We start from the raw sequence: 20,081 nt of genomic DNA, 5'->3' as shown, positions 1-20,081 counted from the left end.
CTCTATGAGGGGTGATTATGTATATTTATCAAAGCAATCTATTCCTGCAGTTTTATATCTTTGCCAAGTATGCCGTTGTTCTTTTTTAATTCATCAAAAAAGTTTCGGGGCTTTGAGATATTTTTGAGGTTGAGATGATATTATAAATCTCTTGAAAGACTTCTTTCTTAAAAGATAGCTTTATGAATCTTTCATTGTTTTGCAACGTTTATACCCCTACCCTTTTTAAATTTTATAAATATTTTTTCTTCTATTTCTACGATTTCTCCTTCTTCTTCAATATCTTTAGCCAATAAAAATCCTTGAAGAAATTTCTCTTTATTTTCATAAAAGAAGTATTCGATATCATAAATACTATATCCAAATAATGAAAGAATTGGATTAATCGCAATAAGATCACTTTTTATGTATATACTACCAATAACGACAAACAATATCAAAAAAGAAATAAGTTCAATTTCTCCAAAAGATCCTAAAAATGGAAAAATATATACAAAAATATATTCGATCAGTCTATGATTTACTGTTTGATATCTTAAAATGTTTATCTTTCTTTTGCGACCTTTTCTTTTAACAGCTTTAAATAGCAATAAACTAAGTAAACATACTACGATAATAACTAAAACAAAAATCCAAAAAACAATATAGTTTCCTACAATTATATTATTAATAGCATATATAATAAACAATGGTAAATATGACAATAAAAACAAAATGATTTTCGCTCTATTATTGATCATATTAATACACCGTCTTTCTAAAAAATTATAAAATTATAACTTGAGCAAAAATTCTTCGTCTTTAATATTTTACTACAATAATTAGAATATCGTTTTGAACTTTCAAACTATTGTATTAAAATCTTGATTAATTGGTTTAAAACAAAGAAAAAGTATGCTATAGGCAAGGGTAATAAAAGGAATTTAATATGATTTAGTGTATTAACTTGACAACTTAAAAATTTTATGCTAAAATTAAGTAAATTTGATTTGGTTTGGGTGATTTTATGAAAATAAGTAAGTTATTAAAAATTAATAATAATAATAATAATAATACGCAGCGTCGGCAATTAACGCTGTAGTATTGTTATTGTAAAGATTGCCGGCGCTGAATAAAAAAAATCAGCGCCGGTTTTTTATTATGTTTGGGGTCGAATCAAGGCTAAACAACCTATATGGGTTATGGGCGACTCCAATAAAGTAAAATTGAAAATTTTGTATGTATAAAACCGTTAAACCTGATTACGCAATCAGAAAATTAGTAAATAAAATAAATTTTGAATTTATAATGGGTTCAGGGCAGAGCCTTTTCCATCTCTCAGTAAAAATACCGAAGAAGTAAAAAAAATAAATAATTAGTAAATATTAAAATTATGAAGATATTTTATAAAAAATTAACGTTAAAATATTTACAAAAACTAAGTTTCATAATTTTTAAAGTGAGTAAAAAATATCTAATAGGGACTTTAGAAATGATAATCTTCAGAAAATAAGATTTTGAATTTAAAATGGGTCCGGGGCGGAGCCCTCCCCCTCTCTTTCGCTACACATAGCGAAAAAGTTAAAGGAATTAGGGATTAATGAGGATTAGAAGCATGGAGGTATTTTTGAATGAATTTAAGACTAAAATATTGACAAAACCTAAGTTTTAAAATTTCTAAAGTGAGTAAAAATATCTAATTTCAGGAGGGAGAAATTATGGAAAAAGTAAAAAGTGAAGGTAGAAAAGTTGACTCTGTTAAGTTGGTTGAAGAATATTTGAAAAACGAAACCTATAAAGATGCTTTATTGATTCAATCAGAAATTTTAAGGTTTTCTCGTGAATTTTTATTATCTAAAGGATTTATAGAATTCTTACCGGTAATTATTTCAACGATTACAGATCCATTGAATCATGATGTTTTTGATGCACAAATTGATTATTATGGTTATAAATACTATGTTACAAAATCTATGATCTTACAAAAACAGGTAGGAGTTCTTGTGCATGATAAAATATTTTCCGTTTCTCCAAATTTAAGGTTAGAAAGAGAAGAAAAGTATCAATCGGGACGTCATTTAATAGATTTTGTACAGTTAGATTTGGAAGTTAAAAATGCGAAAAGAGAAGATATTATGGATTTAATGGAAGATTTGATAATTTATGTTATTAAAAATATTTTAGACAAATATTCTGATATAATATTAAAGTATCATCCTACATTGAAAATTCCAAGTAAACCTTTTGAAAAAATTACTGTTAAAGAAGCTAAACTCCTTTATGGCAATGATTATGAAGTTGCTTTGTCAAAGCATAGCGAAGGACCAGTTTGGTTGATAGATATGCTTATATTAGAAAGAGAGTTTTATGACAAACAGAATGCTAAAGATCCAGAAACTTTGTTGGATTTTGATTTGATTTATCCTGAAGGTTTTGGTGAGGGTATATCTGGTGGAGAAAGAGAAAATGAATACGAACAGATAGTAAAAAGGATAGAATTAAAGGGTAATGGTTTGGAAAGTTATGAAGATTATTTAAATATTGCAAAAGAAGGATTTTTAGAACCTTCTGCTGGATGTGGAATAGGCATAGAAAGGTTTACGAGGTATATCTTAGGCCTTGATCATGTGGAGAAATCAAGACTTTTTGCAAAAGCACCTGGGAAATTTTCAATTTAATATGAAGTAAAGCTGAGTCACATTTGGCAAAGAGAAACTAATAATGGAGGAAGAAGTTATGAATATTAAACGAGCAATAATTTCTGTCTATGACAAAACAAATTTAGAAGATTTTGCAAGATTCTTATTTGAAAATGGTGTTGAAATAATTAGTACGGAAGGTACGGCATCTTTTTTAAAGGCTAAAGGTATAGAGGTTACTAAGATGTCTGATTATATAGATTTTCCTGAGATACTAAATGGAAGAATAAAAAGTATCGATGCCAAACTTTTTGGTGGAATATTAGCCAAGTCGAACGATAAAGTTCATGAGGAAGAAATGGAGCAATATAATATTAAAAGGATTGATATGGTAGTGATTAATTTTCCTTCATTTATTGATATGGCAAAAAAAACTGCAAACGAAGAGAAGCTACTTGATTATTTGGATATAGGTGGATTTTCTCTGATTAGGGCTGCTGCTAAAAATTATAAGGATGTTGTACCTTTGGTAGACCCAAATGATTACCAAAATGTGAGGGAAAATTTGGAAGAATGTGGAGATGTTCCATTGCAATTGAGAAGAAAACTTTCGTTGAAAGTCTTCTTTTCTTCTTCAAAGTATGATGCAAGTATCCATAAAGTCTTCTCGGAACTCTTTGCTTCTGAAAAGTTTGATCATGAGTTCTTTGAGATTTTGGGCAATTTACGATATGGCTCCAATCCTATGCAAGAAGCTGTTTTGATGAAATTTTTGGATAAAAAAAGTTTTGTGAATAATCTTGAGAATCTAACTTCTTATAAAAAGCCAACGTTAAGGATATTAAAAGATGTAAAAATATTATATTCTCTTGTTAGTAATTTAGAAGGCAGATTTTTGGGTTTTTCAAAAAAAGGAACGTTTGTTTTTGGTTATTTAAATCCTTCTGAAGAAGAAAGTATGAAATTTATAGATATTGTTAAGCGTTTGAAAGGTGGAGTAGTGTATTGTGATGATTTACAAACAATTGAAGAGTTGAAGGAATCAAGACATGATTGTTTATTAACTTCGGCTAATATTGGAAATACAGAAGAAATGTTATCTTTTAAACCTATGGTTTTTAGAATCAAAAAAGAGCTTTTAACATATGAAGATGAATATATAGTAGAAGGAGATCTCGTTATAAAACAAAATTCTTTAAAGTTTTCGCCTAATACAACTCTTGTTGAAAAAGTTGCGTTTGAAGTATCGAAGAATCATAAATCTGATACAATTGTTTATGTTAAGGATAATAAGATATATTCAGGTAATCAATCGTGTTTAAATAGAGAAATAGCTTTGTTAAGTCTCGAACAAATTTTAGAATTGGCAGAAGAAACTCCCATGGGTGGAACTATGATTTTGGATTCTACGGTGAATTCTGAAAAAATTGTAAAAAAACTTTTAGAGTGGAATATAAAAAAGATAATAGTGCCACCAAACTTGCCAGGTTATGAAACATATGTAAAAGAGTTAGAAAATAATGGAGTGGAAGTTTTGAGTACTTCGCAAAGATATCATAAATATTAATTAATCAAACCCCTAAATTAGGGGTTTTGTTTTTTTAATTATTTTAAATTCTAATAGCCAATTAAATTCAAAGTTTATTTTTAAAGTGTATAATTATTATATAATAAATATGAATTTATAATGGGTACAGGATAGGGTCCTCTCCCATTCTTTTGCGGTACGTAGCGAAGAAGTTAAAGAAATTAAGAATTAGTAAAGATTAGAAGTGTGGGAGTGTTTTTGAAAATATTTAACGCTAAAACATATATAAAATACAAATTTTAAAATTTCTAAGGTGAGTAAATAATAATAATGTAATTAACAATAAAAAATGCTCTTAATAATTTGGCGATAGAGAGAGGGATCAACTTGGAAAGTGGGAAAGAGTATAAAATTTCGGTAGTTTTAGTTACAAAAAATGAAGAAAAAACTATAGAATCTTGCCTTGAATCATTGATAAATCAAACGAAAGTTCCAGATGAGATTATAATTGTTGATGGAATGTCGACAGATAATACAGTTGAAATAGTAAGGAAGTATCAGAGAAAGTATAATCATATAGCATTATTTTTTAACGATAAGGTTTACACTCCATATGGTCTCAATTTAGGCATTAGAAAAAGTAAAGGGGATTTTATATTGATAGCAGGAGCTCACACAATATTCAATAAATATTATATAGAAAAATGTATAAATTTTCTTGTTAAAAATCATGAAGCTTATGCTGTAGGCGGTATTACTCGATCTGAAGCAATAGATAGTAATAATTTTTTAGAGAAGGCGTTTGCTTTTGTGTATTCTTCTCCTTTTGGTACAGCTGCTAAACATAGATACGATAAAAGTGGAGAAAAGGAAGTAGATACGGTTGCATATGCATGTTATAGAAAAGAAGTTTTTGAGAAAATAGGATACTTTGATGAACGATTGTTTAGAAATCAAGACATTGAATTTAATTATAGAATGAGAAAAAACGGATTGAAAATATATCTTATGCCGATTGAAAATACTTATTTTGTTCCTAAAAATTTCAGTGATTTTGTCAAAAAAAATTTTTCTAATGGATATTGGAACTTTTTAACCTTAAAATTAGCTCCTCATGGTATTTCCATTAGACATTTCATCCCTTTCATTTTTACGTTGTATATATTTTTTTTAATATTATTTTTAATATTTTCTGATAATATATTGTTTAATTTACTTTTTTCTTCTCCCATATTGGTATATTTGTTAATAGATATTTATTTTTCCTTTAAATTTGCAATAAGTAGCAAGAATATACGATTATTTTTCTACTGTTTGTCAATGTTTCCTGTTTTGCATATTTCTTATGGATTGGGGACATTGTGGAGTATAATTAAGTCATTGCAATGACTATAGCATTTTTGGAGAGTGGCAAAAAATATGTTGTTAGTTCAAGTGCTTCTTTCTTTTTTAATCTCGGTAATATTAGTTCCTTTTATGATAAAAATTGCCAAGAAGTTTAATATTGTTGATAAACCAGATAATATTTTAAAGGTTCACAAAGAACCTACACCATATTTAGGTGGAATAGTAATTTTTTTATCTGTGTTGCCTTTTTATTATAAGGATTTGGGATTTATAATTCCTGCAGGTCTATTAACCTGTATAGGTTTATACGATGATATAAAACGAGTCTCTCCCTTTATAAGATTAATAGCAGAATTTATCGTAGTATCTATGGCTATATATTACGTAGCAGGGATAGATCAACCATTTCAATTTATTTTGCTTGTTATAACAGGAATTGCCTTAATAAATGGAGTAAATATGGTTGATGGAATGGATGGAGTGTGTGCAGGTACGGCTGTTGTTAGTTTGTTATTTTTTGCTTTTATTTCTAAGAACTTTGGATTATTAATTTTTGCAGCAGCAATTTCAGGATTCTTGATTTATAATTTTCACCCTGCAAAGATTTTTCTAGGTGATGCCGGATCATATCTTATAGGATACATTTTGTTTTATTCTTTTTCTTTTTTGTCTGGAAGATCTGGAAGAGGCGGATATTTTATTTCTTTGATTATCACTGGTTTTTATTTTACTGATTTAACTTATGCTGTAATAAGGAGAATTTTGAATAAAAAATCTCCTTTTTTGGGCGATAAAGATCATATTTATGATAAAATAAGGAAAAAATTCAATAAGGAATCTAAGTTTGTTGCTGTTTTTACTTATTTAATTTCATCTATTTTTGGAATTATAGGAGTAATTAGTTGGGATTTTCAATTTATCGGTGTTATAATAGTAATAATAACCTTTGCTTTTATTGGATATTATTTTAAGTTATATACTTATAATTAGGATCATCTAAATAAATCGAAGTAATAAGAAAAGAGGTGCTAAATATGATAATGTTAAAAGGTGCATATGGAGATTATATGAAATTAAGACCTGTTGCAGTTAAGAAGATCTTTTTTGATGATGTGGTTTTGAGAAACAATCAAGGGTCAGATCTTTATGAAAAGTATACATATGAAATCGATGGAAGGTTTGGTAATTTTAAGTGGTTAAACAATGAATTTGAATTGGAAGAAGAAAATAAAAAAAATAAATTGAGTAAACTTTGTATAGATATTGAATATGTTCCGTTAGTGTTAACCATTTTGAGAATTAACACATTTTTTAGAACTAATAAAAAAAGTATGGTTTCATTTTTTTCTACGGATCAGGAAAATAATACTCCAGAAATTATATATGAAAATTTTTTTAATTATGCTGTAAGTGAAAGTAGCGATGGAGTTTTTCTGTATTTAAAAAAGATAGAAAATGGGCTAATTGAACACCATGTAGTTTTCACAGTTCAGAATTATGGGAACTTTTTTGATATAGTTGTTCAAACTGATGAAAAGAGTATCAAAAGTTTTTATAAAAACTTATTGAATGAGACAAATAACTTTAGATTAGCTGTTTTACCAAATATTATTCAGAGAATTACACCGTATTATGAAAAAATCCTTGAAAAAATCGGTATAGTTAGTTATGAAGATATTTTAAATGTAAACGATGATTTTTTTTCATTGTTTGACATCTTTCCTGAACAAGTTATTGGGTACATGGAAGCTAAAAACGATTTTGAAAATTTTTTAGATTATCTGTCGTCTTTAAAAGATCAGGAAAGTTCTGACTTTTATCTTTTTGAAAATATGAATAAAGATCCGGAAATAGATATAGATTTTACAATTGGTAATATGGAAGAATTGGAAGAAGAAATTAGAGATTCAATTTATGAAGAAAATAACGATATGCAGGAAATCAATAAAGATAGCTTTTATAACGAATACAATGATTTACTCATTGAAATGGAAGAAGAATTTATGAACTTTATGGATCATATTATGTATGATGAATTAAATAAGCAAGATAAGAAAAAGTATTTAAAAGGTATTAAAAATATAATAGATGAATTAGGATCTTTATTTAATGATTTGAAAAGTAAAAAAGAATTTGAAAAAGAACTTCTTCTTGATTTAGTTAATGGTTATGGTATAGAACAAGTAGAAAATAAAAAAGATGTTCTTTCAGAAATATTTCAATACTTAAATTTGGATAAAGATTTAAAAGATATCTATGAAATTTCAGAAGATAAACTTCTGAAAGATTATAAAAGTTGGTATAAAGAGATTATTTTTAAGAAAAGTAAAAATATGAGAGAATTTATTAAAAACTAAATGATAACAAAGGAATATTTTTAAAAGTCGGCTTTCAAAAGCCGACTTTTAAAATTTATGGTTTTATTATATTTCCACGGTTAGGTGAGTTTTTTGGTTTCGCCGTAGGGGGTTGAATTCTTTCTAATTCTTTCAAGAGTTCTGGTGAAGCTATAGAAATATTGTTGCTTTTTTCCTCTTCCTCCATCAATTGTTTCAGCTTTTCTTGATAGTCTTCTAACCTCTTTTTTAAGGTATCAAGATTATTATCAACCCAATTAACTATACCTTCAGTAACTGAATCGATTCTTTCTTCTGTAATTTCGACTTCTTCTTCACTTAATTCATTCAATGCTTCAAATTCTTCTTTTACGGCTTCTTTGATATTTTCTTCAGTTAAAATATCATTTTTCCTTAATAACCTTAAGGCAACGTTTGTTCGGAATTTCAGATCTTCCATCGAAACTTCCAAACTTTCTAAACGTGCCATCAAAATTTGTAATAATTGATCAAGAGAAATTTGCATTAAAATGCCTCCAAAATATAAAATTTATCAAACTAACTAAGTCTGACACTTAAAATTATATCATAAATTTCACTAATAAAAAAGCTCAGATTTTAATTCTCTCGTCATTAGCTCATAGATTGCTTTCTTAGGATTTAATCCTGTATATAATACTTCATAAATTTTAAATGCTATGGGCATTTCAATGTTTTTCTTTCTTGCATCATTATACACGGCTTTTGCTGTATAAACGCCCTCTGCAACCATTGTCATTTTCTTTAGTATTTGCTCAAGAGTTTTCCCTTTTGAAAGCATTTCGCCCACATACCTATTTCTACTGTGCGTGCTTGTACAAGTGACTACTAAATCTCCTATACCAGCTAATCCCATAAATGTTTCCTTGTTTCCTCCATAATGAGAACCATATCTAATTATTTCGACAAGCGAACGTGTAATAAGGGCCGCTTTAGTATTATCCCATTTTCCAAATCCATCGATAACCCCAGCTCCAATGGCATATATATTTTTTACAGCACTACTTATCTCGACACCTATAAGATCTGTGTTGGAATAAACCCTAAAAGTCTCACAACTAAATATTTTTTGGATAATATTATTCGCTTCTTGAGAATTACCTGAGACGACAACGCTCGTTGGAACATTCTCTGAGACTTCTTCAGCGTGGCTTGGACCGCTTAAAGTACAATATCTGTATTTTCCCAAGACTTCTTCAAATATTTGATTAGGTAATTTTAAATTACTTATTTCTATTCCTTTGGAAAGATTTACAAAAATAGTTTCTCTTTGAATATTCTTTTTCTCGATTGTTGAAAGTACTTCTCTTAAATGCTGAACAGGAATGGCTAATATAACAATATTAGAATTTTCAACACTTTGGTTTATATTTCTTTCAACTGTGATACCTTTTGGTAAATGTATTTGAGGCAAATATTTTTTATTTTCCCGCTGTTTGATATCCTCTAAAATTTCTGGGTTTCTATCCCAAATAGTAACTTTATAACCATTTTTTGTTAATAAAGCTGCTATAGCTGTTCCCCAACTTCCCGCTCCTAAAACAGTAATTCTATTCATACTTTCTCAAGTTCCTGAGCTATGATATTAACAGCTTCTTTTACAGATGGTGTTCTATAAGCTTTAGATGTATCGTCTAATTTTATTAACCAGTTTTCATCATTTTTAGTGACAACAACAAAGAAAAATTGATTAAATCCTGCATCTGAGGAATGAATTTTTAACATATATTCATTTTTGTTTATATTGCAATAAACGTCTTTGATAACGAAAAAGATTTCACCTTTTGTAAATTGGAAACCTTTAAGAGAGGTTAATTTTATTTGCAAAATATCAGAAACTTTTCTATGAGGCAAGGCAAATTCCCCTTCTAAGAATCGTTTTAAAGATTTATCACTTGTTTTTACTTTTTTTGCAACTAACAAATAAGTTTTTCTACCTAACTCTTTCCATTTAAGTTCGTATTTTGTTTTTATATGAGAATCATAATCTTTTACAATCGAATCGATATGGAAAGAAGCATTATTTAAAAGTCTTTCTCTTACTTCTTCAATATAAGGTAAAAAATCGCTTTTCAAAAGAATTTCTCCATTAAAAGTTAACACGTGTGCCAAGGTTTCAACAAAATTATCGTCGAAAAGTCTTCTTTTTGCATGCCTCTTTTTTGGCCAAGGACAAGGAAAATTAAATATAGTTTTTCCTATAGAATTATCTGAGAAAAACTCTCTTAAAGCAAATCCCGCATCTTCATGTATGATTCTTATATTACTCAAGTTATTTTCAAATATCTTTTTTTGAATCTTATAGCAAGAAGTCAAAGAAGTTTCTATACCTATAAAATTTGTATCAATATTTCTTTTGGCTGATTCAATTAAAAATTCTCCTCTGCCAAATCCGATTTCAACGGTAATAGAATGGTTATTTTCAAATATATTCTGCCATTGGATCGGATATTTTTGAAAATCATTAGTATACACTTCATACTTTCCTAAAAAGGAAGTTTTCAACGCAATCCTCCAACTTTAAATATATTACTCACTTTAAAAATTTCAAGAGTTAGATTTTATAAGTATATTAATTAAAAACAATTTCTAAATCAACTAACTTTAATTAGATGAAGTCTCAACGGTATTGTTCACTGCTTCAGGTGCTAATTCTCCTAAATACTTTTTCACTTTAATGTGTAAAGAGGATTTTTTTCTTGCTGCATAATTTCTATGAACGACACCCTTAGATTTTGCTTTATCTATGGTTTTAAAAGCTTTACGTAATAGTTCATTTACTTGTTCTTTATCAGCGTTTTGAGAAATACTCTTTTCTAACTCTTTGGAAACCTCTTTGATTCTTTTTAGATAACCTCTATTTCTGTTTCTTCTTATTTCTGATTGTTTAGCTCTCTTTTTTGCTGATTTTGTATTTGGCAATTTTTAAATACCTCCTATAATTTTCATTTTTTAATCACTTTAAAAATTCTAAAATTCTCATTATATATTGTTTTATATCTGATTTTTTTACAAAATACCTCCCCCATTCTAAACCTTACTAATTTTTAATTTCTTTGGCTTTTCGGTACTTGTAGCCAAGGAATGGGAAGAGGGCCCTATCCTGTGGACCCATTTTAAATTCAAAAACTTATTTGTAGAAAATTTTCATTTCTATAAAGTTCCTAATTTTCATTTTTATTGTCTATGTTGGTTTCAATATGAATTCAAAACATCTTTTTTTGAAAAAACATCTTTTATAAAGTGTATAATTTTTATATACACTGATATGTTTTTGCTAAAGTTAAGTTAATACTATGTATAGGCTCACTACAGATGTTCTATGGTTGTTTAAATAAAAGAATTATAATCTAAACAATAATTTATAAAATTAAAGTCCCAAAGCACTTTTAAGTTCTTTTACTTTATCTAACTTTTCCCATGGAAATTCTATGTCATCTCTTCCAAAATGTCCATAAGCTGCGGTTTTTCTATAAATTGGTTGTAGCAAGTTAAGATTATGTATTATTGCTGCAGGTCTAAAATCAAATATATCGTTCACTACTTTGTATATTTTTTCTTCATCAACTTTTGCAGTACCTTTTGTATCGATGCTAAGTGACACAGGATGTGCAACTCCGATAGCATAAGATACTTGAATTAAAACTTGATCAGCGGCACCGCAAGCAACTAAATTTTTTGCAACATATCTCGCCATATAAGATGCTGATCTATCTACTTTTGTAGGATCTTTTCCAGAAAACGCTCCACCACCGTGTGGTGCCCAACCACCATAGGTATCAACTATTATTTTTCTTCCTGTTAATCCTGTATCAGCCTGAGGTCCACCAATAACAAATCTTCCTGTTGGATTAACTAATATTTTTGTATTTTTTGTCAAAAGATTTTGTGGTACAACAGGGTCTACAATATATTTTCTAATAGATTCTTCTAAATCCTGTCTCTTCACTTCAGGTGAATGTTGAGTAGAAATCAAAATAGTATTAATTGCGATAGACTTTAAATTTTCATCGTATTCTACGGTAACTTGTGTTTTTCCATCAGGCCTTAAGAAATCTAAGACATTTGATTTTCTGACATCGGCTAATTTCTTAGCAAGCCTATGCGCAAGAATTATAGGTAAAGGCATATAAGCTTCCGTTTCATTTGTTGCATAGCCAAACATAAGCCCTTGATCACCAGCTCCAATTTTCTCAAAAGGGTCTTCTTCGTTTTTTGACTTAGATTCATAAGATTTGTCTACACCTAAAGCTATATCAGGGGACTGTTCCTCAATAGAAGTAACAACTGCACAAGTCTCTCCGTCAAATCCAAATTTTGCTCTGTTATATCCTATATCCAATACAGTATTTCTAACGACAGTTGGGACATCAACGTATGCAGAAGTTCTAATTTCGCCAGTTACAACAACCAAACCTCTTGTAACTAAGGTTTCAACAGCAGACCTTACATTTATCCTATTTTCTTCGGGTTCTTTTTCTAACAGTTCATCTAATATGGCATCAGAAATTTGATCACAAATTTTATCAGGATGACCTTCTGTTACACTTTCACTAGTAAATAAATATTTCTTCATTATAAACCTCCTATTCAAGATGTATGCTGCCCATTTTAAAAACTTCAAAACTTAAGTTTTATAAACATTTTGATTTTAATTTTTTTAAAAAATATTTTCTAAACACGGTTTAGATATAAAATCATGCATCTCTAAATATTTTTGATACGTTGTATCAAGAAATATGCTGCACCTTTTTTTCGCCTCTGGCTAATATAGCGCTCTCAGGAAGAGGATAACACTTTACCATGAACCTACTTTAAATTTAAAATCTTATTTTTGAGATATTTATGTAAAATAACCGGCATAAATTATATCAAAAAAAATAATTTCTTCAACTCAATATTTATAATTTTTTGTTAATTTTTATTATCATATATTTTATCGTCTTATGGAGAAGGGCTTCCAATTTTCTATACAGCAGATAATTGAAATCATAATAAATATTTAAGGTCTAACAAAAATCAGATCAAAAGACTTCTCCTTTCCCCATGCATCTTCTAAAATAACTTTACCATTCAATCTTCCATTTGTTGGTATAGATGAAAACGCAGAAAAATCATTGACGACAATTGGAGATAAAAGAATATCTGAGTACATTTTTACCCAATAAACAGAAGAAGTAGAAGCATAACCATAAATTATATCTCCTTGGTAAAACTCTTCTTCTTTTATTTTACTAAAATCAAGTTTATAAGTTAAAATATTGTTAATATATAAAGAAATTTTTTTAGGTAAAATAGTAGAATTATCTCCTAATTTTTCTCTTACTCTAATTTCAATTCGGGGATAAAGACCCGAATATTCAACTATCGTTTGGCCATTTTCAACAACATCAAAATATTTGTTGTTGGATCTTATTTGTAAAAGTTCTAATTGTTTAGGTCTTGTTTCGGTATATTCCAAAAAGTCTAAAGCGTCGAAAAAGATAGTACCTTCATTGGTTTCTTGTAGCACTTCAAAATGAAGGTGAGGAGCTATTGCTTCTCCTGTATCTCCAGAATAAGCAATGATTTCATTAACATTTATAGGTATTTTACCCTTAGGAAATACAATTTCAATTCTTTGATTTCCAAATTCGTTTTGTACTAATTTAGTATATTGTAAAATTTTATCGGAAAATGTTTGTAAATGAGCATATCCGGTAATTAAATCTGATTTTTCATGATAAATAAAAATTGCGTTACCATATAAAGGATCGTTAAGCCAAACTTTATAAAGTGAGCCGCTTGCGCTGGCGTAAACGGGTTCACCTCGCCTGTTAAATGTTGAAAAGTCAACCCCTAAATGAAAGTGAGATAAAGGTCCTGTGTTTCTATATTCACCAAAAGAAGCGGTTATATAAGAATTTTTTATAGGTGGTTGAAAAAGTTGAGAAAATATTAAAGTGAATGAAAACACTAATGTTATTAATAATAAAAAACTTTTTTTCAAAGAAACTTCCTCCCTTTAATTTTAAAATGCTATCTTTCGAAAATCTTTATTTCTAAGACTTACTTATTAAAATATTTAAAATATATTTAAAATATGCGTTTAAGACAAAAATTATTCTTCTTTATTAGATTGTTCTTGAAATAATTTGATATATTTTGATGGAACCATCATTTTTATTGCGTGTTTATATACTAAGGACTGTTCGCTTCCTTTTTCTAAAAGAACAGTGTAATCATCAAAAGATTTAACTATACCGCTCGTTTGGAATCCCCCTTCTAAGTAGATTTTGACTTCAATTTTACTAACTCTGAGAATGTTTAAAAACCTATCCTGTAAATTAAATTTTTCAGCCATTTTGATCACCCCTACTTTTAATTTTTTATATTTTCAATTATTTGCTTTATCACATTTTCTTCAGAATCCAAACTTAAATTTATCCATTTGGCTTTTTCTAACCTTCTGAAATAAATAATTTGTCTACGGGCATAATTTCTTGTGTGTACTTTTATAAGATGAACCATTTTATTGAAATCTATTCTTCCTTCTAAATATTGTATCACTTCTTTGTAACCGATAGTATTTAATGCGTTTAGATTTTTCGAGTATCCTAAGGATAAAATATACTTGGTTTCATCTATGAGACCTTGCTCTATCATTTTTTCTACTCTTTGGTTTATCCTTTCATGTAACTCTTGTCTGTTTCTGTCCAAAATAAAAATATCAAAATCAAATTTTTTATTTTTTGTTTTATTTTCTTTGATAACCTCTCCCATTTTATTACCAGTTACTATATAAATTTCTATTGCTCTTATAATCCTTTTAATATCGTTTGGATGAATTTTTAAGGCACTTTGGGGATCCAGGTCTACAAGTATTTTCCTTAATATTCCAGGATTGTTATCTTCTAATTTTCTCAAATAGCTTCTTAGTCCATAATTTGATTCAACATTCAGAAATCCGTTCAGCAAAGCATCTATATAAAAACCTGTTCCACCAACTAAAATAGGTAATTTTTCTTGATTTATTATATTTTCTATGGTGGTTTCTGCTTTTATTTTATAATCATAAGCTGTAAAATTTATCGAAGGATCTATTTCTCCAAACAAATGATGTTTTACAGTTTTCAAAGTTACTTCATCTGGAAATGCAGTACCTATTTTGAAGTACTTGTATATTTGTCTTGAATCTAAACATACTATCTCACCATTTAAAACTTGAGCTATTTTTACGGAAAGGTCTGTTTTTCCCACTCCGGTAGGACCAGCAATTATTAAAACTTTTTTCATTGTTTTTCAATCACTCCGAATATAACCTTACTTTTGTCGCTTCCCATTTTTATGTTAAAATGGAACTTATTCCAAATTGAATCGTTTAAATGAGCTTTTATTACAACTCTCTTTCTTGCGACTCTTAACATATTTTCTAAATCATTCTCAGAGATGGTATCATAACTTGCAAACTTTCTAAGTGGATTCATAGAACTGGACTTAAGCTGAGGATTTTCAAACATAGGATCACAATATACAGTATCGTAACTATTATCTTCTTGATAAGCTAAAAAGTTTTTATAGTCTTGATTCAAAATTTCGATTTTCTTTGCGGATTCTTTGAGCCATTCTTCTTTGTAAGGGTACTTTAATATACTTTCTTTTACTACAATATATATAGGTAAAGACGCTTCAAGGCCTAAAACCTTTTTACAAAAATATCCTAAAAGCAAGGCATCGCTACCAAGGCCAAATGTCAAATCAAGTATTATTTCATCTTTATGAGGCTTAATAGAGTTTACTAAATAATCTACTCCAGTTTTTAAATAGTTATTTAACCTAATCTTTGAAACAGAAGGATGGAAAAACAATCTTCCATCCTTCCATTGACAAATTATTTTTAAATTTTTATCAATCACAAAAAAGAATTCATCGTTATCTACTGTATTACTTAAATTTTTTCTGGATATATAAATTCCATCATATTTATTACTTAATTTCATAGCAGTCTTTATCTGCTTTTCAGTTGGTTTATGGGAAGTTGTAAATACTCTCTTGCCGTGGTTTTTCATAATCAAAAAATACACCCTTTTTTTCCAATTCATTTTGAAGCTGGGAAATAATTTTTTCTTTTTCTTTTATTCTATTTTGTAATAGTTTTTTTTGATTTTCAAGGTCTTCGTACTGTGATTTAAGAAAAAAATAATTTTCAACTTGTCTATATATTTGAAATGTTATAAATATTATAACAAAAATTAGAATCATTATTAGAATGATTTTCCACAAAAATGAATAATTTTTTTTATGATTTTTAAATATATTTTTATTATTGTATTTTTTATCTTCTAATTGTATAAGCGGCATGAAAACACTTCCTCAATATTTTAATCTATCCTTTTAAGCCGCTTCTGGATATTCCTTCTACGAAATATCTTTGTAAGAATATAAAAAGAATCACTATCGGAATCATCGTAAATGTAGAAGCCGCCATCAATAAATTGTAAATTTCTCCAGCATCTGTTCTGAAATTTTGTAATCCTACTGCCAAAGTTCTCATTTCTGGACTTTTTGTAACTATTAATACCCACAAGAAAGCATTCCAACTGCCGACAAATTTCAATAAAGCTCCAGTTAAAATTGCGGATTTACTTAAAGGAACCATTACTGTCCATAAAAAACGCCAACTACTAGATCCATCTATCTTTGCTGCATCCCAAAGATCATTTGGAATTGTCATAAATTGTTGTCTAATTAAAAATATAGCAAAAACACTTACTACCCACGGAACTATTAGAGCATAGTAACTATCGATCCAAGAAAATTTGCTTATTGTGATATAATTTGGAACTAATAAAACTTCGCCTGGTATCATCATTGTTCCTAAAAAAATAGTGAATATTAAGTTTTTTCCCCAAAAATTAAGCTTTGCAAAAGCAAAAGCAGCCATTGCTGCAAATATTATTTCGCAAATTGTTGTTACTATAGCAACAATGATTGTATTTATGTAATATCTTGAAAAAGGTGCTGCATTCCATGCGTCTGAATAATTCTGAAAAGTATTTAATAAAACTTCACCAAAAGTGAAGTTAACTTCTCCTTGAGGTTTTTCGTCTATTAACCAAATAGCAGGAATATTCTTTGTAAAAATTTCAATTTTAGAGTTATTTTTGAATAAAATTTTATCTATAAAATCGGGAGATTCTATTAAAATTGCTCTAGCAATTGAATCTAAATAAAACTTATTAAATTCATTAATTATTCTATCATATTCTTTCTTTTTTTCCAAGATTGTTGAAAAATTATCTTCTTTGCCTGTAATATTGTTAATTAAAAATTGATAATCGTTACTTGAAAGTACTTTACTTGCTTCTTCCAAAGGGACATTTCTACTTGCTAAAGTTCTTATAATATTATAGTAAGTTGATAGTTCTCGAGGATCTTTTACTAATAAATTTTCTATGTCGTCCAAAATATCTCTTTCGAAGTATGAAATTATTTCATGATTTAAGGCATCTATATTATTCGGTGAAGCTAAATCTTTCACTGTGTTTATAAAAGAAGATGAAAAATTTGAACTTTCTAAATCTTGCATTAGGTTTTGGTATTTAATATGCTTATCTGGTATTTTAAAAGATATGAAAACGTCATTCAAAGCAGTATTTTGAATGACGTTGTATTTTTCTTTAAAAAATATGTAAAAAGTAAGGGTATTTATATCTTGAAGGATAGGATTATATATATTTCTTTGAATAAGTGTGTTAGTATTAGATAATATTTCATCATCAAATGTCTCGATGTTAGATAAAAAATCAGCTAATAGATTTATTATTTCTTCAGCTTCTTGAGAATTTATCAATCTCAATTCTAATTTATAAGATCGAAGGATTTCATTTAGTTTCACTGATTCTTCTTTTATTGACTGAAGATAGTTTGAAAAGATTTTTTTACTTTCTTGAATTTTCTCAATTTGAGATGGATCCATATTTTCGTTTGTTCTAAAATAAGGTAACAAGTTTATATTTCTCTCTAAAGTTAAATCTATAAAATTTTGTACGTTTATAATAGTTTGTTGGACTCTTCTTATCATATTAGTTTGTTTGTAATAACCTGAATTTTCTGAGAACAAATCGATATATATTTTTTCAAAGTTTTTAAGATTAATATCTCTGTTTATCAACAAATTTTGTAAGTCGTCTTTTAATGCAATATTATCTACATATTCGAAGATGTCGGTCATTAATCCGTCTATGTCAGAGCTATCAGAGTAATTAATATTTTCAAAAGAAATCTTTATATCTCCTCTTTTTACTAAATCTCCGTTAATTGTGTAAACTAATTTGTTTGGAATATAATCTTGTTCAGTCGATATAGTTCTAAATTCGGCTAAACTTAACCCACGCTGTGTCGAAAAAGTGGAAGAAGACACTTCTAAATTTAAATTCCAATGATTTTTAAAATTTTTAGTTGTCCATGTTGGTGGCCATTGATTAATTTCGCTTGTAGTTTTTAAAGAGGTAATTATCATCCAAGCAAAAGGTAAGAGCATTGCTATAGTACCCGCAACTAATAATAGATATATTATTAAAATTTGCATAGTTTTCCAGAAATTTTTATAATTCAATATGGTGATCCTCCTTAATTTCTTTATGCTGTTTTAAAAATTATAAAACTTAAGTTTGTTTTATAAGTATTTAATATTAAATTTATAAAATATCTCCATAATTCTAATCCCTGCTAACTATGAATTTTTTATCTTTTTCGCTACATGTAACGAAGAAGAGTAGAAAGCGATCCACTCTGAACCTATTATAAAATTTGAAACTTTTATAAAACTTTATTTTCTAAGGGTTCTATTCTTTACGAATCATAATAGACACTTTTTTTACTCATTCTCATTTGTATGAACGTAAAAATCAAAGTAATTGCAAAAAGAACGTAAGCCGCAGCACTTGCTTCTCCCATTCTTTGCTGATTGTAAAATTTGTCATATACATAATATACTAACGTCATACCGCTGTTATTGTAAGGACCTGGCATACCTACATATAATATGAATATTTCATCAAAAACCTTAAACGCTCCGATTAGCGCAACTATGGTTATAAAAAATGTTGTTGGTGAAAGTAGAGGTATCGTTATATACTTAAACTTTTGAAAAGAACTTGCTCCGTCAACATCTGCAGCTTCATAATAACTTTTGTCTATGTTTTGTAAACCGGCAAGAAAAATGATTGAGTAGTATCCAACCATTTTCCAAATGGAAATTATAGCAACTGTTGGTATGGTGTATGCTTGATCTTTTAACCAAGGGACTTTAGAAAAACCAAGTTGAGTTAGAAAATAATTTATTAGCCCGTTGTCATTAAATATCCACTGCCAAACTAATGAAATTGCTACAACACTTGTAACAAAAGGTATGAAATAAACTGTCCTGAAAAAAGTTTTTCCAAATAAATTTCTATTTAAAAGAAGAGCAATTACTAAAGCAAGAAGTATAGTAATTGGAGTTGAAAGTAAGACATAGTAAGTCGTATTCCAAATTGCTTTAATAAATAAAGATTGTTGCTTTGCTAAAGATAAAAATCTTATGATTTCTGGAATTCCCCAAAAATAGCATATCAACCAAAAGCCAACGATAAAAATAGTTCTAAGTATAATCTTGTTTGATAATTGATATATGAATCGCGAAGAAATTAAAACAGTGTATATTATAACTAAAGATGAGGATATTATTATATTTAGATAATTTATCTTTCCTTGTAGGAATAAACCAATCATTCCTAATAAAAACATAACAATTACTAAGGTTTTTTGACTTTTTTTTTCTATCTTTTTAAAATCAAAAATAAGATGCATTAGAAACACAGATGTCATAACTATAAGTAGAGTATTAAAAAAAGCGTTATTGAAAGATATCGAAACAGGATTGTTTAATTTGAATAATTTAGTATAGTTTTCAAAACCAATGAAAATTGGGTTACTTTGGTTTTGGAAATCCCATTTAAAAAAACTTAGAAAGAAGGAATAAAATATGGGCCAAAATACAAAAATTCCTAAAATCACAAAAGAAGGTAACAAATATAGATAAGCTGAAACGCTCTCTTTTACTTTTCTATATTTTATTGGTTTTAGAAATCTTTTTGAAAAGAATTTTATCAAAAGTAAAAAAAATATAATTAAAAAAACATAGAAAAGTATATAGCCTATTGTTGAAATGTTCATTTAATACCTCCAAGT

18 protein-coding genes are annotated in these 20,081 nt (G+C 28.1%); 5 read left to right on the top strand and 13 right to left on the bottom strand.

All coding sequences use genetic code 11. The features are described from left to right. Positions 1-191 precede the first annotated feature (191 nt). Positions 192-740 (bottom strand): hypothetical protein, encoded by a 549-nt coding sequence (locus X924_RS07035; RefSeq protein WP_121958223.1) that lies wholly within the window; start codon positions 738-740, stop codon positions 192-194. Positions 741-1,697: 957 nt separating this feature from the next. Here X924_RS07035 and X924_RS07030 point away from each other — a divergent pair. The 5 genes from X924_RS07030 to X924_RS07010 all read left to right on the top strand — a co-directional run bounded on the left by X924_RS07030 (position 1,698) and on the right by X924_RS07010 (position 7,850). Continuing rightward, positions 1,698-2,657: an asparagine synthetase A gene (locus X924_RS07030; protein WP_121958222.1), complete on the top strand. Its 960-nt coding sequence runs from the start codon at positions 1,698-1,700 to the stop codon at positions 2,655-2,657. A gap of 58 nt (positions 2,658-2,715) precedes the next feature. After that, positions 2,716-4,185, top strand: coding sequence for a hypothetical protein (locus X924_RS07025; protein ID WP_121958221.1), 1,470 nt, complete (start codon positions 2,716-2,718; stop codon positions 4,183-4,185). Positions 4,186-4,533: 348 nt separating this feature from the next. Beyond that, the gene (locus tag X924_RS07020; RefSeq protein ID WP_158245344.1) at positions 4,534-5,535 is read left to right on the top strand and encodes a glycosyltransferase family 2 protein; all 1,002 of its coding nucleotides are present in this window, start codon (positions 4,534-4,536) and stop codon (positions 5,533-5,535) included. Between the two features lie 30 nt (positions 5,536-5,565). Then, on the top strand, positions 5,566-6,483 hold the full coding sequence (locus X924_RS07015; protein WP_121958219.1) for a glycosyltransferase family 4 protein: 918 nt from the start codon (positions 5,566-5,568) through the stop codon (positions 6,481-6,483). Positions 6,484-6,527: 44 nt separating this feature from the next. After that, positions 6,528-7,850, top strand: a complete 1,323-nt coding sequence (locus tag X924_RS07010) for a hypothetical protein (RefSeq protein WP_121958218.1) — start codon at positions 6,528-6,530, stop codon at positions 7,848-7,850. A gap of 55 nt (positions 7,851-7,905) precedes the next feature. On the opposite strand, the gene X924_RS07005 is transcribed toward X924_RS07010, so the two are convergent. The 12 genes from X924_RS07005 to X924_RS06950 all read right to left on the bottom strand — a co-directional run bounded on the left by X924_RS07005 (position 7,906) and on the right by X924_RS06950 (position 20,066). Beyond that, positions 7,906-8,355 (bottom strand): hypothetical protein, encoded by a 450-nt coding sequence (locus tag X924_RS07005; RefSeq protein ID WP_121958217.1) that lies wholly within the window; start codon positions 8,353-8,355, stop codon positions 7,906-7,908. 72 nt (positions 8,356-8,427) lie between these two features. After that, the gene (locus X924_RS07000) at positions 8,428-9,426 is read right to left on the bottom strand and encodes an NAD(P)H-dependent glycerol-3-phosphate dehydrogenase (protein ID WP_121958216.1); all 999 of its coding nucleotides are present in this window, start codon (positions 9,424-9,426) and stop codon (positions 8,428-8,430) included. Next, on the bottom strand, positions 9,423-10,373 hold the full coding sequence (trmB, locus tag X924_RS06995; protein ID WP_158245343.1) for a tRNA (guanosine(46)-N7)-methyltransferase TrmB: 951 nt from the start codon (positions 10,371-10,373) through the stop codon (positions 9,423-9,425). The genes X924_RS07000 and trmB overlap by 4 nt, the downstream gene beginning before the upstream one ends. A 99-nt stretch (positions 10,374-10,472) precedes the next feature. After that, complete coding sequence (gene rpsT / locus X924_RS06990) at positions 10,473-10,790, bottom strand: 30S ribosomal protein S20 (RefSeq protein WP_121958214.1); 318 nt, start codon at positions 10,788-10,790, stop codon at positions 10,473-10,475. Between the two features lie 448 nt (positions 10,791-11,238). Further along, a complete protein-coding gene (gene metK, locus X924_RS06985; RefSeq protein ID WP_121958213.1) occupies positions 11,239-12,444 on the bottom strand; it encodes a methionine adenosyltransferase in 1,206 nt (401 codons plus the stop codon). Between the two features lie 426 nt (positions 12,445-12,870). Beyond that, positions 12,871-13,857, bottom strand: a complete 987-nt coding sequence (locus tag X924_RS06980) for a M23 family metallopeptidase (protein WP_121958212.1) — start codon at positions 13,855-13,857, stop codon at positions 12,871-12,873. A gap of 111 nt (positions 13,858-13,968) precedes the next feature. After that, positions 13,969-14,211, bottom strand: coding sequence for an RNA chaperone Hfq (hfq, locus tag X924_RS06975; RefSeq protein WP_121958211.1), 243 nt, complete (start codon positions 14,209-14,211; stop codon positions 13,969-13,971). Between the two features lie 17 nt (positions 14,212-14,228). After that, positions 14,229-15,143: a tRNA (adenosine(37)-N6)-dimethylallyltransferase MiaA gene (gene miaA / locus X924_RS06970; RefSeq protein WP_121958210.1), complete on the bottom strand. Its 915-nt coding sequence runs from the start codon at positions 15,141-15,143 to the stop codon at positions 14,229-14,231. After that, positions 15,140-15,916 carry a class I SAM-dependent methyltransferase gene (locus X924_RS06965; RefSeq protein WP_233186605.1) on the bottom strand — a complete coding sequence of 259 codons (777 nt, stop codon included), beginning with the start codon at positions 15,914-15,916 and terminating at the stop codon, positions 15,140-15,142. The genes miaA and X924_RS06965 overlap by 4 nt, the downstream gene beginning before the upstream one ends. After that, positions 15,876-16,208, bottom strand: a complete 333-nt coding sequence (locus X924_RS06960) for a hypothetical protein (RefSeq protein ID WP_121958209.1) — start codon at positions 16,206-16,208, stop codon at positions 15,876-15,878. The genes X924_RS06965 and X924_RS06960 overlap by 41 nt, the downstream gene beginning before the upstream one ends. Positions 16,209-16,233: 25 nt before the next feature. Then, positions 16,234-18,465, bottom strand: coding sequence for a carbohydrate ABC transporter permease (locus X924_RS10240; RefSeq protein WP_199172661.1), 2,232 nt, complete (start codon positions 18,463-18,465; stop codon positions 16,234-16,236). Between the two features lie 236 nt (positions 18,466-18,701). After that, a complete protein-coding gene (locus X924_RS06950) occupies positions 18,702-20,066 on the bottom strand; it encodes a carbohydrate ABC transporter permease (protein ID WP_121958208.1) in 1,365 nt (454 codons plus the stop codon). Positions 20,067-20,081 lie beyond the last annotated feature (15 nt).

Source organism: Petrotoga sp. 9PWA.NaAc.5.4 (genome assembly GCF_002895485.1).
In the GTDB taxonomy this organism is placed as follows: Bacteria; Thermotogota; Thermotogae; order Petrotogales; family Petrotogaceae; genus AZRK01.
Note: the sequence above shows the minus strand (reverse complement) of the source record. Positions and strands in the feature narration are given on the sequence as shown.

Coding starts and splice junctions, on each gene's coding strand:
- X924_RS07035 (WP_121958223.1), bottom strand. CDS start 740: ATGATCAATAATAGAGCGAAAATCATTTTGTTTTTATTGTCATATTTA.
- X924_RS07030 (WP_121958222.1), top strand. CDS start 1,698: ATGGAAAAAGTAAAAAGTGAAGGTAGAAAAGTTGACTCTGTTAAGTTG.
- X924_RS07025 (WP_121958221.1), top strand. CDS start 2,716: ATGAATATTAAACGAGCAATAATTTCTGTCTATGACAAAACAAATTTA.
- X924_RS07015 (WP_121958219.1), top strand. CDS start 5,566: ATGTTGTTAGTTCAAGTGCTTCTTTCTTTTTTAATCTCGGTAATATTA.
- X924_RS07010 (WP_121958218.1), top strand. CDS start 6,528: ATGATAATGTTAAAAGGTGCATATGGAGATTATATGAAATTAAGACCT.
- X924_RS07005 (WP_121958217.1), bottom strand. CDS start 8,355: ATGCAAATTTCTCTTGATCAATTATTACAAATTTTGATGGCACGTTTA.
- X924_RS07000 (WP_121958216.1), bottom strand. CDS start 9,426: ATGAATAGAATTACTGTTTTAGGAGCGGGAAGTTGGGGAACAGCTATA.
- metK (WP_121958213.1), bottom strand. CDS start 12,444: ATGAAGAAATATTTATTTACTAGTGAAAGTGTAACAGAAGGTCATCCT.
- hfq (WP_121958211.1), bottom strand. CDS start 14,211: ATGGCTGAAAAATTTAATTTACAGGATAGGTTTTTAAACATTCTCAGA.
- miaA (WP_121958210.1), bottom strand. CDS start 15,143: ATGAAAAAAGTTTTAATAATTGCTGGTCCTACCGGAGTGGGAAAAACA.
- X924_RS06965 (WP_233186605.1), bottom strand. CDS start 15,916: ATGAAAAACCACGGCAAGAGAGTATTTACAACTTCCCATAAACCAACT.
- X924_RS06960 (WP_121958209.1), bottom strand. CDS start 16,208: ATGCCGCTTATACAATTAGAAGATAAAAAATACAATAATAAAAATATA.
- X924_RS06950 (WP_121958208.1), bottom strand. CDS start 20,066: ATGAACATTTCAACAATAGGCTATATACTTTTCTATGTTTTTTTAATT.